This is a genomic window from Dendrosporobacter quercicolus (assembly GCF_900104455.1).
GTDB classification, from domain to species: domain Bacteria; phylum Bacillota; class Negativicutes; order DSM-1736; family Dendrosporobacteraceae; genus Dendrosporobacter; species Dendrosporobacter quercicolus.
Genome location: NZ_FNHB01000016.1, coordinates 1 through 14,488, shown reverse-complemented (window position 1 = coordinate 14,488; position 14,488 = coordinate 1). Strand labels below are relative to the sequence as shown.

Genomic DNA, 14,488 nt, shown 5'->3' with positions numbered 1-14,488 from the left:
TATAATTGAATTAATATAACTGACTATAAATGTCCACCATTTGCTGCCGAGATAATGGTGCATAATTATTCTTCAGCAGCCGTTGCTGATTTTCCAGTACGCTATCGGCAAAGGTTTCAATCTCCGCCCGTTTCATGCCATACTCCCGCAGTGGCTTACGCGGTAAGATACTTTCCAGTAAACTGTCGAGTTCCTTCCACACGCTGGCGTTCGGCACGCCCAATAGCTTGCTTAGATGCGCTTCAAGAGTGGTAATCCTGCCAACCGGATCTATTCTTTTATAGGCTTTAAATACTTCGGTAAACAGTTGCTGGTTAGCCTCGCCGTGCGGAACATGATAAACGCCGCCCAGCGGATAACTCAGGGCATGAACCGCTCCCACGCCGGTATTGCCAAAGGCAATGCCGGCATAAGCGCTTGCCAAAAGGAAATCTTCAATAATAACATTACGATGCTCAGGCCCTTTATCCACGATCTGCTGATAGCCGCCGATAATCATTTCCAGCGCCCGGATGCCAAACAGCTCGGTAATCTGGTTAGAAGCAGGAGCCACAAAAGATTCGGTGGCATGAATCAATGCATCAATTGAACTGGTGGCGAAAACCTTAAATGGCAGACTTTTCAGCAGACCCGGTATAAGTACCGCATAATCTGCATATAATACGTCTGTCGCCAATCCTTTTTTGGTATTTTGCTCTTTAATTTCCAAAATGGAAATATTGGTCATTTCACTGCCGGTTCCGCAAGTGGTCGGAATAAGCAAAAGTTCTTTTTCCTTGCGAAGCTCCACTTGGCCGCTGAAATACTCGGCGGCGGTATGATTGCCGCCCAGCGTCAGCAGTTTGGCCATATCAATGACCGTACCGCCGCCTACGGCAACAACGCGTTTGAACTGATGCTTGCGCACATCGGCAAGCATCGCATCCATCATATGATTGGACGGTTCCCCGACCCCGTATTTTTCTTGAAAAATCCGCTTGCTCTGATCGTTATCACGCTGCATTCCTGCAGTATAAATATACTCATTCGTGACCACCAGGTCATCGGAGCCGATGCTGAACGCATCGGCAAACTCACCATAATTTTGATATATCGCTATTTGCGGCACAATCCTAAATGGCTTCATGCAGTTTTCCCCCTCCTTAATTCCAGATGGTGGCATCTTCGGGCATCTTTGCTTCCTTATTGAAATAACCAATTCGTGATACATTGATTAAATGCTCGTAGCTTAAATTTTCCGAAATGCTGTTGTTGCCCCAGGAACCGCAGCCCAGAGTAGTGGTGGGATTAAACCCGTTATGGATGCTGCCTCCCGCTCCGGTGGAGGAAGGCTGATTGACTACCAGACGGCTGATTGGCAACTGCCGGCCGGCCTCTCTAAGATGGTCCTCATTATTAGAGTGAACTACCGCGGTATGTCCTGCGCCTTCGTAAAACAAGTTGGTTTTGGCAATATCAATGGCTTCTTCAAAACTGTTGTAGCTAAGTGTGTTCATATAAGGAAACATTTTTTCCTTGCACAGAATATCCAGTTCACCCTTGCCGGATGACTGTAAAATGACGATCTTTGCCCATTCCGGTACAGGAACCCCGGCGGCTGCGGCAATATGCTGCACCGATTGACCAACCAATTTGGTGTTGATTTTACCTTCAGGAAACATCACTTTACGAAACCTTTCAATTTGTTCGGCTTCCCGGATATAATAACCGCCGTGTTTGGCAAAAGCAGCCATAATTTCTTCATGCTTTTCCGCGGGCGTAATTACGCATTGCTCCCCCGAACAAATAATGCCATTGTCAAACTTGCGGCCGGCGATAATATCCTTTGCGGCCTGCTCATAATCGTATTCTCTGTCCACAATTACCTGCACATTGCCTGCTCCCACGCCATAAGCCGGTTTGCCGCTGGCATAGGCCGCCTTTACCAGCCCCATGCCGCCGGTGGCCACAACCGCATCGGCAACGCCCATCAGTCCCTGGGTCAGTTCCATGGTAGGTTCTTCAATGATCTGAATCAAATGCTCCGGCGCTCCCAGTTTATTTAACGCCTCGTTCATCAAGGCCACGGCATGAGCCGAGCAACGCTTGGACCGGGGATGCGGCGCTACTATAATCGAATTGCGCCCTTTTAGAGCAAACATCGCATTGCACATCGGCGTTACTACCGGATTGGTTGTTGGCGTAATTGCAGCAATTACTCCTTTGGGTTTGGCTACATAGACCAATCCCTTTTCCGGTTCCTCTTTTATGATATCAACTGATCTTTTGTCTTTAAGGCTCAGCCAGATCATTCTGGATTTCCCTTTATTTTTCGCCACTTTGTCCTCATACACACCCATTCCGGTCTCATCCACTGCTTCCCGGGCCAGAAGCTCGGCATTGTCATAAATAGCCTTGCCAATTGCCCTGACAAAACCATCTACCTGGGCCTGATTGCACTTTTCAATTTCGGCCTGCGCTTGCCGGCTTTGTCTGAGCATTTTTTGTAAAATTTCTCCATCTGTCATGTTTTATCCCAACCTTTACATTGAATTTTAAGATTAGCGCAATAATGCGCTAGCAATAACGATATTCTGAATCTGGTTAGTTCCTTCATAAATCTGGGTTATTTTCGCATTGCGCATCAACCGCTCAACCGGATATTCCCGGCTGAATCCATAGCCGCCAAAAATTTGCACGGCATCAGTGGCAATCGCCATAGCCGTATCGGAAGCATACGATTTGGCCATAGCGGCTTCCTTGGAAAAAGGCCGGCCTTCATCTTTGGCATAGGCGGCCTGATAGGTCAAAAGCCTCGCCGCCTCCAGCCTGGTTGCCATATTGGCCAGCATAAAGGCCACGATCTGCTGGCTCGCAATCGGCTTGCCAAACTGCACTCTTTCTTTGGCATATCTTATGGCATGATCCAGGGCGGCCTGCCCGATGCCCACAGCCTGCGCGGCAACGCCGATACGTCCGCCGTCCAGCGCCGTCATTGCAATTTTGAAGCCCTGACCTTCGGCGCCCAGCAACTGATCTGCCGGAACTTTTACGTTCTCGAAAATTAATTCCCTGGTTACAGACCCGCGGATTCCCATCTTCTTTTCCCGCTTGCCGAAGTTAAACCCCGGCAGCCCCTTGGGTAGAATAAAGGCGCTTATTCCCTTGCTGCCCTTGGCTGGGTCGGTCATGGCGAAAACAACATAGGTCTCGGCCTCGCCGCCATTGGTAATGAAAATTTTGCCGCCGTTTAGAATATATTCGCCGCCCTGCCGGACCGCTGTTGTCTGCATGCCGGCCACATCGCTGCCGGCATTACGCTCAGTGAGAGCAAATGCGCCCAGATGGCGGCCTTCAGCCAGCGGCTTAAGATATTTTTGCTTTTGGTCCTCCGTGCCATACTGGCTAATCGGCCACTGACACAGAAATACGGAGGCTGATAAAGATGAAGCTAAGCTGTCATCGGTTTTTGACACTTCCTCCACAGCCAGAGCAAAATCCAGATAGGTTCCGCCTGAGCCGCCCAAGTCTCTGGAATAGCAAAGACCGGTAAGTCCCAGCGATCCCATTTCGTCATACAACGTCCGGTCGAAAAATTCATTCTCATCCCGTTCGTCAACTCCGGGCGCTATTTTGTCCCTTGCGAAGTCGCCGATCCGCTGCTGCAACAATTTTTGATCATCACTCAGATCAAATTTCACTTCCCAGCCCCCTTATCAGCAAACGACATTGTCGTCATATCTCTGCATGACCTCAATCAGCAACGGCAGAATTGCAGTGGCGTCAGCAGTTACGCCAATATCGGAAACCTCAAAGATAGGCGCTTTTTCATCTTTATTGATGCTGATAACCAGCCCGGCGTCCTTCATCCCGCAAACATGATGGGTTGCACCCGATATGCCTACCCCGATATATACTTTCGGACGAACGGACTTCCCGCTGGTCCCGATCATCTGATATTCTTTCGCCCAGCCTTCGTCAAGAGGCGGCCTGGTGCAACCGACCGCTCCGCCCAGCATTAACGCCAGGGTCTCAATCAATTGCCAGTTTTCTTTGCTCATCAAACCAAAGCCGCCCACTACCACCACATCGGCTTCTTCCAGCGGAACGCCTTTTTGTTCTTCCCTGGTAATGCCGATTGCTTTCACCCGGCCTTGATCTTCGGCAATGATCGCGCTTGGGTCAAATTGTTCCACCGAGCATTCCACATTAAGATAGCAAGCGGCTTTACCCAAAATACCAGGCCGGATCGTCGCCATTTGCGGCCGCCGTTCAGGACATAGGATATCACCCAATACTTTTCCGCCAAAAGCCGGTACTACGGCAACCAGGTTTCCATCGTCATTCAGCCGTAAATCAACACAATGCGCCGACACGCCTGTCTTCAAACGGGCGCCAAGAGTCGGCGCCAAATCTGATCCGGCCGCGGTAGCGCCCATTAAAACAATTTCCGGCTTTTTTAATTCCACTAAAGTTTTCAATATTGCCGCATAGATATCGTTTTGAAAAAGACGCAGTTCCGGATGATCAACGATAATTACTGCTTCCGCGCCTGCCTCGGCCAGCTTAGCCTGGCAACCGGCCAGATTCTCCCCCAAAATGACGGCGGTTACCGGCTCACTGATCCCGCCCTGCTCCTTTAATTGTCTGGCTTTGGTGAGCAATTCAAAGCTTACGCCGCTCAAACCATCTGCGGTTTGCTCAGCCACGACCCAAATGCCCCGGTATGCTTTATCATTTTGCATCAGCCAATTCCCCCCTTTGAAACTAAGTTGATGCCGGCAGCCCGTAATTTAGTAAATATCTGAACTGCAATTTCTTCCGGTGTTCCGGTAAGCTGCTGACCTTTGCGGGCCATAGAAGGAATAGCGATATCTCCTGGCCAGGTGGGTGAACCTTGCTGCCCCAGCAGGCTTTCATCCGCTTTCAGTTCGGTTTTGCCAAGCACCGCCAATGGTTTCTTGCGGGCCTTCATCACACCCATCGCACTGGTATAACGGGGTTTATTGGCTTCACGGGCTACAGCCAGCAGAGCCGGCAGCTTAATGACATATTCGCCAACCGCATTATCCAGTTTGACTTTGGCCTGTATTTCCCGGTCGTTGTTGAAAGCGAATTCCTTTACATTCCACAAATGGGCGATACCCAGCCATTCGGCCAGCTGGGATGGCACCTGGGCCGTAGCGCCGTCGGCGCTCTCAGTGCCGGTAAAGACAAGATCGAACGCTCCGTTTTGCTTGATCCCTTGCGCCAGAGTATAGGAAGTCGCCAGCGTATCGGCGCCGGCAAACGCCCGGTCGGATAACAGCACAGCTTCGTCGGCTCCCATGGCCATTGCTTCATACAACTCGCTTTTGGCCTCAGGAGGAGCCATGCAAAATACCACTACTTTGCCGCCATACTTCTCTTTGACCTGCAGAGCCGCTTCCAGCGCACTTTTGTCCGCAGGATTGACAATGGTCGGAATCCCGGTCCGGGTAATTGTTTTGGTTCTCATATCAATCGTAATTTTATCGTAATCGTTGGGATCGGGTACCGATTTAATGCATACTGCAATATTTAACCCCACACTGTTGCCTCCTTTTTTGTTGCTGTTGATCAGCGTTTCAGCGTTTCAGCCGCAATGACGACTTTCAACACATCCGAAGTTGCCCCGGCGGTCGAACCGGCCAGTGCATCCCGCAAAAACCGCCCAACCGGATATTCATTAATTGCGCCATAGCCGCCCATCAAATCAATGGTACGCTTAGCCGACCGTATGGCCCCCTCGGTTGCCAGGTATTTGGACTGGGCAAACTCACCCGCACAAGGCAGCCCCTGGTCTTTCATCGCCGCCGCCCGGTAAGTCAGCAGCCAGGCCGTTTCATAATCCAGCTTGGTCTCCGCAATGGCAAACTGAATATTCATGAGCTTGTTGAGTGGTTTGCCATAAATAATCCGTTCATTGGAAAACTTGACCGACTCTTCCAGGCAGCCCCGCAGAATGCCTACATTGATGGCGCTCATTCCGGCCCGGCCCACTTCCTGAATAGTGGATAAAGCTATTTTGGGACCACTGCCCTCCTGCGCCAGCATTTGCTCAGGTCCAAGTGTAACATTGACACAGCTCACATCGCCGGTGTTTGACGACCGCAGCCCGATTTTGTGCTCAACCCGGCCCGAAGTATGGCCTGGTGTATCTTTATCAATCAAAAATGCCGTCATAACTGGCCGGCCTTTCTCATTTTTCCCGGTAATTACCGTCCACAGATCAATATCAGCCACAGCAGCATTGGTAATAAAACATTTTCGGCCATTCAGCACCCATTTGCCGTCCTTAAATTCGCCTGTTGACTTTTGCCCCATAAAATCCGAACCGCCGGTCGCCTCGGTTAATGACAAAGCGCCGATCTTTTTGCCGCTGGCCAGATCAGGCAAATATTTTTGTTTTTGCTCCTCTGTGCCAAAAAACAATATCCCGCCCATGCACAACTGATGCGCCATTACGCTGATCGCCAGGCCCGCCGAGTGCCTGCCCAATTCTTCCAGGCAAATTGACCGTTCAATAAATCCCAGACCGGCTCCGCCATATTCTTCAGGAACAAAAGTTCCGATAATGCCCATTTCACCCAAAAGCCCAAACAATTCGGTCGGACAATAATTCTGTTCGTCCCATTCATGAGCCTTGGGCGCTATTTCCGCCTCCACAAATTCCCTGATCACTTTGCGCAGCATTTCCTGTTCCTCAGTAAGTGTAAACAAACCCATATTCATATCCTTCCTTTCCTTTTGCTCAAAGCATAATTACTATTTTTCATTTACAGCTAGTTTTTCGCAAACAGATCAATCAGTGCTGCCGCCCGGCCTAGCGCTTCATCACCTCCTCAAAAACAAAATCCCTCTCCGCCGCTGGCGAAAAGGGACATTTTTATTACAGGAACCTCAAAATTCCCACGGCAAATAAGCCTGAAAATTTTGAATCTTTCCGGTAATCTCCTCCCCATCGCTCGCAGGTCAAACGGTGATTGTCGAACAGGCAGTTCTTCTGGCTTAGCTTCATCAAAACTCTGCGCCTTCCCGGATCTCTCCAGTGACGTTGTTGCAGATTCTTCAACTATACAGCGGCGGGACCGCGCCGGCTTTTCACCGGTCTTCTCTATTAAGCCCTAAAGGCACCTATTCCGAATGGTATAAAATTTTTTGCAAAAATGCTGCTATAACTTATCCCAAGCCAGTTTGCTGGCTTACAGATCAAACGGTAATTGTCCAACAGGAATTTGACCAAAATCTGTAACTCCCCCCGATTTCTCCGGTGTCGTTACTGCAGATTTTTAAGCCATGCGGGGGAAACGCACCGCCCTTCCCTATTAGCCTAAAATCGCCTGTCGCCGATATTATGAATTTTTTCACATAGCTGGCAATCTGCCCGGTTGCTAATCCGCCAGCTGCTGACTCAGATACTAGCGGTAATTGTCGAACAGACAATTTTTCTGGCGGCCTTTGGCCCCCGGATATCCATTGGCGAAGCGCGCTGGCTTTTCTACCTGTCTTCCCGCTTAAGCACGAAAGGATACCTATTCTGGACATTATGAAATTTTTCACAAAACACCTTACACGCTAAGTATTACACATCAAATCCTAATTTGTCAATATAAATAAGACAAATAATTTAAATTATTATAATATTTTTATTATTAAAATAATTAACCTTTTTTCGTCTGCTTTGCAACAAAACAGACGAAGCTGCATAAAGATTATTTTCGACATTATTCTTTAAAATACGGAAATGTGATATAGTAAATAAGACAATTATTGAGGCCATTTTTATACAAATATTGCCACAGTTAAGAAGGGGGAAAAATGAAGTTTCTTTGGTTAAAACTTGTAGTTTTCAGTCTTGCCTGGGCCTTGATATTGCCTCCTGCGTGGGCTAAAACCATCCTGTATGTACCACTGGATGACCGGCCGGTATCACTGGATTATGCGGCAGACACCGTCAAAGCGGTGGATTGGACAATTTTAACGCCGCCGGTTGATTATCTTGGCGGCCGCAACCGCAATGGCAATCCTGAGCGGTTATGGGAGTGGGTACAAGCCAATGCCGCCTCGGCGGATGCCTTAGTATTGTCAAATGACGCATTGTTGTATGGCAGTCTGGTGGATTCCCGCATACACAGCTTTAGCCGCCTCGAGCTCGGCTGGCGCTTACAAAATTACAACACCTTGCGTAAGGCATATCCCGACATGCCTATTTATGTTTTCAGTACGCTGATGCGATCGCCGCAAACCGATTCGGCAGTTGTCGAACCGCTTTATTATGAGCATTACGGCCGGGAAATTTTCCAGCTGACAGCCTTAAGAGACAAAGGGGAAATTCAGGCCTTGACGCCGGTTGAACGGACAACCATGGCCACACTGGAAGCAGCCATTCCGACGGAATATCTGGCCGACTGGCTGGAACGCAGAGAAAAGAATTTCCAGCTTAATACCCGGCTCGTAGATTTGGCCCGCAACGGTTTGTTTGATTATCTCATTATTGGCCGGGACGACACCGCCCCTTTTTCCCAGTCTCACCGTGAAGCCCGCTGGCTTACCAAGTTTACCCGCGGACTGGCGGACAACCAATATCTGGCTTTCCCCGGAGCCGACCAACTGGGCATCCTTCTGCTAGCCAGGGCTTATAACGAGCTTACCGGGCAAAAACCGGCGGTGGCCGTTCATTATACCCTTGGCAAAGGCGGAGCAACAACTGCCGGTTATGAAGACCAGCCAATTGACCAAACCATTCGCGACCATATCCTGGCTGCCGGCGGCAGGCCGGCGGACAAATCAGCCGCTCCTGATTTAATCCTGGCCGTCAACACTCCATTAAACGGCAAGACAGCCGAAGCTGAAGTATTTGAAAACTTTGCAATGGATAACCTATACACCCGCCAATTTGCCGCTGATATCGGCGAGTGGTTAAACCAGGGCATTCCGGTGGCGGTTGCCGATATTGCCTTTGACAACGGGTCTGACAACTCCTTATTAAACGCCTTTCACCAGCAGCATTTGCTGGACCGGCTTAGCGCTTATTCCGGCTGGAATACGGCCAGTAATACCATGGGCTACAGTGTGGCGCAGGGCATGCTGGCCCGCGGCATGAATGCAAAAACGCGCCAGCTGCTGCTGGCAATCCGCTACCTCGACGACTGGGCCTATCAGGCTAATATCAGAAAAGACCTTTACCGGAATAGGATCGTCCCAAACTATGCCAACCCCGAATACATCGCCTACCTGGAGCCTGAGCTGCTGCCAGAGCTCAACGAGCGCCTGCAAAAGTTTACCCGGCAATACCTCTGGCTGGATCCTGTTGCCGTTCAGGCAGTCTTCCCCTGGCACCGGATGTTTGAAATCACCGTAGAAATCAAACCACCTGTAGGAACAATCCCCACAAAGGAAAGTCGTTTTCAATTGCCGGCCGAGTGCGCCAGCCATGAAACGCCGGATTTCCACCGGATGGAAAATCGCAGCATTACCCATGATTTTCAGAACTTGTACTGCGACAATCTTGAAACTGCGGGCTGATGGCGGACGAATTCCCGCAAGACAAGGCCGCGGAATCGAGGCATACCGGCGTATGCCAACTGGCGGCGCTTACGGAAACCGGCCGTAGCTGAACTTCAGGGTGGTGCAGTACTGGAGCGGCAGCCTTAACGGTATATTATACGCAACGTTCTGCCAAATTATACCTGTTATTGTCAGACAGGCCGTACATTTGGTTATTAAAACAAAAATCAGCTGTCTCCCTGTTGAGACAGCTGATTTTTTTGGACTGCCTGCAGAAGGCTGGCTGGCGGACTGCCCATGCAGGAGCGGAATAGCCGCATTCTATTTTACCTTTCTGACCGCAACCACCACCGGGATGGTAATTAACACTGAAACCAAAGCCTCCGGCAGGCCGTTCATCACGGCAATACTGGCAATTACATTGAATACGGTATCCGGATTGATCCCGCGGGCGGCTGCGAAATCAGCCGCATACAGCAGATAAATCATGCCCAAAACGCCAATGGTATTGGTCAGGGAACCAATTGCCGCACCCAAGCCAATCGCAACAAACTCCCGCCGCCCTGACAGCAGCCGGTAGGAATAATACGCTGTTAAAGCAATCAATACCCTTGGCAATACTGAAACCAAGGGATTAATAAAGGCAAATGACAACAAATTAGGGGCTGCCATATTCTGAAAAATACTAAACAAACCAAAGATTAACCCTATCAGCAGGCCAACGGCCGGGCCTTCCAGCAAAGCCCCGATAATCACCGGAATATGCATAATCGTAGCTTTTGCCATAGGCAGCGGGATAAATCCATAGCCTGTTAGCCCCAGGATTACGCAGATCGCCGACAACATCCCGACAACCGCCATTTTTCTAACCTTAGACTTATGCTGAATACGTTTTTCCATCTTCATACCCTCCGCTCTTATTCCTTAAGGATATAAGTCGAATATAACCTGCCGCTATGTCAAGTTCGGTTTCTAACAGAATACCGACTATATCAATATTACCGTTCAACAAAAAAGCCCAAACTCCTGCTCGCCGCAAAGATACCTGCCGCAGTCATGTTCCGCTGTTCCCCTTGAAGAAAAATTCCGGGAGCAAACAGTTCAGTATCAGAAATTTACCTACAGGGCGTTAAGAAAATGCAAGCAGTTTCCTGTTTGCATTTTCTTATACAACCTGGATGAAAACCTCCATAACACCGCCGCATACCATTCCTTCATCGGCGGCCGCATCGTTGAGCATATTAACCTGATAGACAAACGACTGCCCGGCGTCAATTGCATGCAACGCCTGCAGCCGGACCTCAGCCTCGGCGCAGCCGCCGCCAATCGTTCCGGTAATCCTTCCGTCAGGCTGCACCAGCATTTTACTGCCCGCTTTACGGGGCGTAGATCCCCGTGTGTCAATGATGGTAACCAGAGCTGCCTTAAGGCCCTGCTGCCGGTTACGGCAAATAGCTTCAAGGATACTTATTTCCATCTCACCACTCCTGTTTGCTGCTTAACGGCCGGCAGCTGCCGCCGCGCTCTGCTGCGATAATCTCGGCCGCAATACTGACAGCAATTTCGGCAGGACTCTGCGCGCCAATATCCAGGCCGATCGGCGATTTCAGCCTGCGAAGCAGTTCTTCAGCCAGGCCTTCCTCAGCCAGCATATTTAATACCAAACGAACCCGCCGCCGGCTGCCAATCATGCCGATATAGCCGGCAGCGCGCGGCAGAGCTGCTCTTAAACAATCCAAATCATAGCGATGGCCCCGCGTAACAATGATAACGGCAGCGTAGCTTTCTAACGCCAGCTCTGCAATGACCCGGTCAAAGCTTCGGCAAATTACCTCTGCCTGAGGGAAACGGGCGCAATTGGCAAACTCAGGACGATCATCCACTACTGTGACTTTATAGTCAAGCATAGCCAGCAATTCCACTACCGGCTGACTGATATGCCCGGCGCCCAGCACTAACGCGCAACGGCTGCCGCTCAGTTTATCCCAGAATAACTGATAACGCCCTTCATGTTCAAATTCAATTAAACACGGGGCTGTCCATGTCAGGGTCTGAATGTACTGTATCACCCCCGCCGTAAAGGCTGCGTCAACAAGCAGTCCAACCTGCGCCTGCCCTGCGGGAACAGCCAGCATTTGCCCCACAGCCGAGGCTTGCTGTCCGGGGGCGGCAATAACGGTAATCAGGTCGGCGGAACAGGCTTGTTCCACTAAAATTTTGAGTTTTGCAAAAATGTCCATACAAATCCTCCGCCAACTTATATAGCATTGAAGCGGACCAGTCGCAGCCTAGTCCGGTAAGTATGCCTGTCATTCCCATTGCCCGAAAGGAATCAATTCTCTTGCAGAAAACGGTGTAGTTCCTGAACGGTTGCCAATAGATAGTCAGGTTCAGCTGCCTTAAGTTCAGCCTGACTGCCATAGCCATAACCAATTGCCGCCGCCGCAATTTTGTTGTTTTTCGCCCCCAGCACATCGTACTTGCGGTCTCCCACCATGATCATCCCCGCCGGATCGGTCTCAGGCAGTTCAGAGCGCACAAACGCAATAACTGCATTTTTTTCAGCTCTGGTTCCATCAAGATTGCTGCCTGCTACCAACAGAAAAAATCTTCGCAGATCAGTATTGTATCATATAACAGACTGGGCCCCTTTCAATATCTCATAATCACATTTTAGCAGTTGCCCTGCGTATTGTCTAATACAGATTAAAATTGTCTGCTGAATTGTCATTGGGGGTTGAAGAAAAAATCAATATTGGTATAATGGAATTATTAGTACTTAATACGGCTTATCATGATCAGCGGTATAAGACATCAATACCGCCTGCCAGAGCTAACTTCGACGTATAAAGGAGGCCAATCCCAGTGATAAACTGGAAAAAAGATTACGAAACAGGGATAACACAAATTGACGATCAGCATAAAAAACTGCTTGAAATTGCCGGATCAGCGCTAACTCTGTTAAAAAACGATCTCTACATTGATAAATACGACGAGATTATTGCTATTTTAGAAGAACTCAAAGACTATACGATCTATCATTTCAACTCGGAGGAAGAATATATGCTAAGCGTTGGGTATAAAAAATTTCTTTCCCATAAAGTTGAACATGTTGCTTTTATTGAGAAAATAAACAATATTGATCTGAATAATCTTGACCGGAACCAGGATAAAGCGTTATTAGGCATTCTTGAATTCGTGATTAACTGGATTGATGACCATATACTGAAAAAAGACAAACTCATCGCCGGCTAGTACCGCATTCATCAGTTGTTATACAAAAGGACGGCTTTTTGCCGTCCTTTTGTATACAACTTACTTTGCTTTTTTTTCATTCTTTTGGGGTGGATTAGGAGCTGCAACCGGCGGAAACGCCAAATCCTGATCGTCAGGTGCATTGTCACGACAGCAGATTTGCTCCCGTTCAGAAACATCGGACATCGTATTGTCCAGCAAGCTGCGCAGTTTGTCCATCATCATCACCTCAAAATTAGTCTAACCACAAAATAGCAAAAAAAGTCTGCTGAGCGATGGAAAATGTTGTACCTTTACCGCCCGCTCGTTCGCCCTTGTAAATATATAGTTAAGGCGGTGGCTTCACCGGCAAATTGCGACTTATAGCACAGCCTGGCGTATTTTACAATAAACCCCGGAATCAAAGCCGCCGACTGGCCGGCCGCAATTCGGCATATACCGCTTTCATCCTGCCAGCTGCGGCCGTCGGCGCTCTGCTGCAAAACGGCAATCGCCCCGTGAGCGCCGGTATTAACAACAATATACGAGTAATTAAAGCGCAAAATATTAACAACTGGCGTTTGCTGCCATTCATCAGCACTTACTACATTATTTTGAAGCTCAAGAGTTGACGAAGCGCATTTTCCCGGGGACGCGTCTGCCTCCTGATAACCAATCTCCAAATACGGCCATTGCTGGGAGTCCGGATGCCTGCTGCTGACCAGTCCTGTCAGTTCGTTCAAGGTTTCATCATGAGCCTTAATGAGTATTCCCAGATTTACGGCTGCTCCACTATACCAGTTCTGCACTAATGAAGTAGTATCAAAGCAAACCACCTGCGCTGGTCCACTGGCGGTTTGCTTACTGTCTATTGGTTGACTATTGGTTAAGATGGGCGTACGGCGTAATTTTCTTTTTAAAGAATATCTGGACATAATCTGGTACACATCAATTGTCTTTATCCGTCCGGGGCATTCATCATAACCTATGTAACAGGCAAGCCTTGCACTTAAAATGATCAGTCCCTGAGGTAACGGCGAGAGATCAAACTGCAGTAAGCTGCGATAAACCCTGCCTGCCTGCCGCCCAAACAAGAGTATCGGCTTACGCTGGCAAACCATGCAATTTCCCGATATGCCTTTTGTAATCCAAAAGGCGTTGTGTTGCGGCGGCTTTATAAAAATAGTCCTCATAAGCAAATCCTCCTATAAGTAACATATTCCCGCCTAATTGATTTTGTCATAAAGACAGCCTGACAGTTAGCAAAATATCGCTGACTGTCAGGCTGTTTTATGATCTTACTGATACTTTCCGTCATGAAATATGGAATGAAATTGCAAAGATTTTTCAAACGGAAATTTCGCACAATGCAGACCAAATCTGAGACGATTGCAGAATTCCAATTATTAACCGTCATTTGGTAACCAAATGAAACCTGCACGCATAAAGTATATTGTAATGCATTATGTTAATTTTAAAGGAGGAATATTAAGTGCCTAATTTAAAGGTCCTGCAAGATCAGCCTGCGCAGCTAAAAAGTCAGTTATACGGCTTTGACGGTGCGAATGTCCGCCCCTTACTTACTGATAACACCGGACGCACCAATATCAGGCCGCTTGATACCAGCACAGATAGTGTTACAGTCGCTGCAACCGATCTTGATGTCCGCGACTTAACTGCCGCAACCGACAGTATATTGGTCTATGGCAACGACGGTACCAGCAATCAGTTGATTAAAACCAACGCT

At 48.8% G+C, this 14,488-nt stretch carries 15 protein-coding genes and 1 riboswitch; of the genes, 3 read left to right on the top strand and 12 right to left on the bottom strand.

Translation table 11 applies throughout. The features are described 5' to 3' along the window. Nucleotides 1-10: 10 nt before the first annotated feature. From BLR06_RS18170 to BLR06_RS18145, 6 genes are read right to left on the bottom strand one after another with little or no spacing between them, the layout of a single operon-like run. Entirely contained in the window at nucleotides 11-1,126 is a 1,116-nt protein-coding gene (locus tag BLR06_RS18170) for a 4-hydroxybutyrate dehydrogenase (protein WP_092075013.1), read from the bottom strand. Between the two features lie 16 nt (nucleotides 1,127-1,142). Beyond that, entirely contained in the window at nucleotides 1,143-2,507 is a 1,365-nt protein-coding gene (locus BLR06_RS18165) for an aldehyde dehydrogenase family protein (RefSeq protein ID WP_092075012.1), read from the bottom strand. A gap of 33 nt (nucleotides 2,508-2,540) precedes the next feature. After that, nucleotides 2,541-3,680 (bottom strand): acyl-CoA dehydrogenase family protein, encoded by a 1,140-nt coding sequence (locus tag BLR06_RS18160; protein ID WP_092075011.1) that lies wholly within the window; start codon nucleotides 3,678-3,680, stop codon nucleotides 2,541-2,543. 15 nt (nucleotides 3,681-3,695) lie between these two features. Next, nucleotides 3,696-4,724, bottom strand: coding sequence for an electron transfer flavoprotein subunit alpha/FixB family protein (locus tag BLR06_RS18155; protein ID WP_092075010.1), 1,029 nt, complete (start codon nucleotides 4,722-4,724; stop codon nucleotides 3,696-3,698). Next, complete coding sequence (locus tag BLR06_RS18150; RefSeq protein ID WP_092075009.1) at nucleotides 4,724-5,548, bottom strand: electron transfer flavoprotein subunit beta/FixA family protein; 825 nt, start codon at nucleotides 5,546-5,548, stop codon at nucleotides 4,724-4,726. The genes BLR06_RS18155 and BLR06_RS18150 overlap by 1 nt, the downstream gene beginning before the upstream one ends. Nucleotides 5,549-5,577: 29 nt before the next feature. Continuing rightward, nucleotides 5,578-6,726 (bottom strand): acyl-CoA dehydrogenase family protein, encoded by a 1,149-nt coding sequence (locus BLR06_RS18145; protein ID WP_173813109.1) that lies wholly within the window; start codon nucleotides 6,724-6,726, stop codon nucleotides 5,578-5,580. Nucleotides 6,727-6,976: 250 nt separating this feature from the next. Continuing rightward, nucleotides 6,977-7,153, bottom strand: a riboswitch (cobalamin riboswitch). A gap of 665 nt (nucleotides 7,154-7,818) precedes the next feature. On the opposite strand from BLR06_RS18145, the gene BLR06_RS18140 reads away from it, so the two are divergent. Further along, the gene (locus BLR06_RS18140; protein ID WP_092075007.1) at nucleotides 7,819-9,525 is read left to right on the top strand and encodes a DUF4127 family protein; all 1,707 of its coding nucleotides are present in this window, start codon (nucleotides 7,819-7,821) and stop codon (nucleotides 9,523-9,525) included. A gap of 303 nt (nucleotides 9,526-9,828) precedes the next feature. Here BLR06_RS18140 and BLR06_RS18135 read toward each other — a convergent pair whose 3' ends face one another. The 4 genes from BLR06_RS18135 to BLR06_RS18120 form a co-directional block, all read right to left on the bottom strand. After that, nucleotides 9,829-10,407, bottom strand: coding sequence for an ECF transporter S component (locus BLR06_RS18135; RefSeq protein WP_092075006.1), 579 nt, complete (start codon nucleotides 10,405-10,407; stop codon nucleotides 9,829-9,831). 265 nt (nucleotides 10,408-10,672) lie between these two features. Beyond that, the gene (locus BLR06_RS18130) at nucleotides 10,673-10,984 is read right to left on the bottom strand and encodes an XdhC family protein (RefSeq protein WP_092075005.1); all 312 of its coding nucleotides are present in this window, start codon (nucleotides 10,982-10,984) and stop codon (nucleotides 10,673-10,675) included. 1 nt (nucleotide 10,985) lies between these two features. Further along, the gene (locus tag BLR06_RS18125; protein WP_092075004.1) at nucleotides 10,986-11,747 is read right to left on the bottom strand and encodes an XdhC family protein; all 762 of its coding nucleotides are present in this window, start codon (nucleotides 11,745-11,747) and stop codon (nucleotides 10,986-10,988) included. A 92-nt stretch (nucleotides 11,748-11,839) separates the two neighbouring features. After that, nucleotides 11,840-12,106: an HAD hydrolase-like protein gene (locus BLR06_RS18120; RefSeq protein ID WP_092075003.1), complete on the bottom strand. Its 267-nt coding sequence runs from the start codon at nucleotides 12,104-12,106 to the stop codon at nucleotides 11,840-11,842. A gap of 266 nt (nucleotides 12,107-12,372) precedes the next feature. Here BLR06_RS18120 and BLR06_RS18115 point away from each other — a divergent pair, with 266 nt between their 5' ends. Then, nucleotides 12,373-12,762, top strand: coding sequence for a bacteriohemerythrin (locus BLR06_RS18115; RefSeq protein WP_092075002.1), 390 nt, complete (start codon nucleotides 12,373-12,375; stop codon nucleotides 12,760-12,762). 60 nt (nucleotides 12,763-12,822) lie between these two features. Here BLR06_RS18115 and BLR06_RS19670 read toward each other — a convergent pair whose 3' ends face one another. Both BLR06_RS19670 and BLR06_RS18110 read right to left on the bottom strand, forming a co-directional pair. Beyond that, nucleotides 12,823-12,987, bottom strand: a complete 165-nt coding sequence (locus BLR06_RS19670) for a hypothetical protein (protein WP_173813107.1) — start codon at nucleotides 12,985-12,987, stop codon at nucleotides 12,823-12,825. A gap of 68 nt (nucleotides 12,988-13,055) precedes the next feature. After that, the gene (locus BLR06_RS18110) at nucleotides 13,056-13,934 is read right to left on the bottom strand and encodes a DNRLRE domain-containing protein (RefSeq protein ID WP_092075001.1); all 879 of its coding nucleotides are present in this window, start codon (nucleotides 13,932-13,934) and stop codon (nucleotides 13,056-13,058) included. A 299-nt stretch (nucleotides 13,935-14,233) separates the two neighbouring features. On the opposite strand from BLR06_RS18110, the gene BLR06_RS18105 reads away from it, so the two are divergent. Beyond that, a partial coding sequence (locus BLR06_RS18105) for a hypothetical protein (protein ID WP_217636941.1) occupies nucleotides 14,234-14,488 on the top strand: 255 nt, incomplete at its 3' end.

What these genes read in the sequence shown, in the direction of transcription:
- BLR06_RS18170 (WP_092075013.1), bottom strand. Translation starts at nt 1,126, where the DNA reads ATGAAGCCATTTAGGATTGTGCCGCAAATAGCGATATATCAAAATTAT.
- BLR06_RS18165 (WP_092075012.1), bottom strand. Translation starts at nt 2,507, where the DNA reads ATGACAGATGGAGAAATTTTACAAAAAATGCTCAGACAAAGCCGGCAA.
- BLR06_RS18155 (WP_092075010.1), bottom strand. Translation starts at nt 4,724, where the DNA reads ATGCAAAATGATAAAGCATACCGGGGCATTTGGGTCGTGGCTGAGCAA.
- BLR06_RS18145 (WP_173813109.1), bottom strand. Translation starts at nt 6,726, where the DNA reads ATGGGTTTGTTTACACTTACTGAGGAACAGGAAATGCTGCGCAAAGTG.
- BLR06_RS18140 (WP_092075007.1), top strand. Translation starts at nt 7,819, where the DNA reads ATGAAGTTTCTTTGGTTAAAACTTGTAGTTTTCAGTCTTGCCTGGGCC.
- BLR06_RS18135 (WP_092075006.1), bottom strand. Translation starts at nt 10,407, where the DNA reads ATGGAAAAACGTATTCAGCATAAGTCTAAGGTTAGAAAAATGGCGGTT.
- BLR06_RS18130 (WP_092075005.1), bottom strand. Translation starts at nt 10,984, where the DNA reads ATGGAAATAAGTATCCTTGAAGCTATTTGCCGTAACCGGCAGCAGGGC.
- BLR06_RS18125 (WP_092075004.1), bottom strand. Translation starts at nt 11,747, where the DNA reads ATGGACATTTTTGCAAAACTCAAAATTTTAGTGGAACAAGCCTGTTCC.
- BLR06_RS19670 (WP_173813107.1), bottom strand. Translation starts at nt 12,987, where the DNA reads ATGATGATGGACAAACTGCGCAGCTTGCTGGACAATACGATGTCCGAT.
- BLR06_RS18110 (WP_092075001.1), bottom strand. Translation starts at nt 13,934, where the DNA reads ATGAGGACTATTTTTATAAAGCCGCCGCAACACAACGCCTTTTGGATT.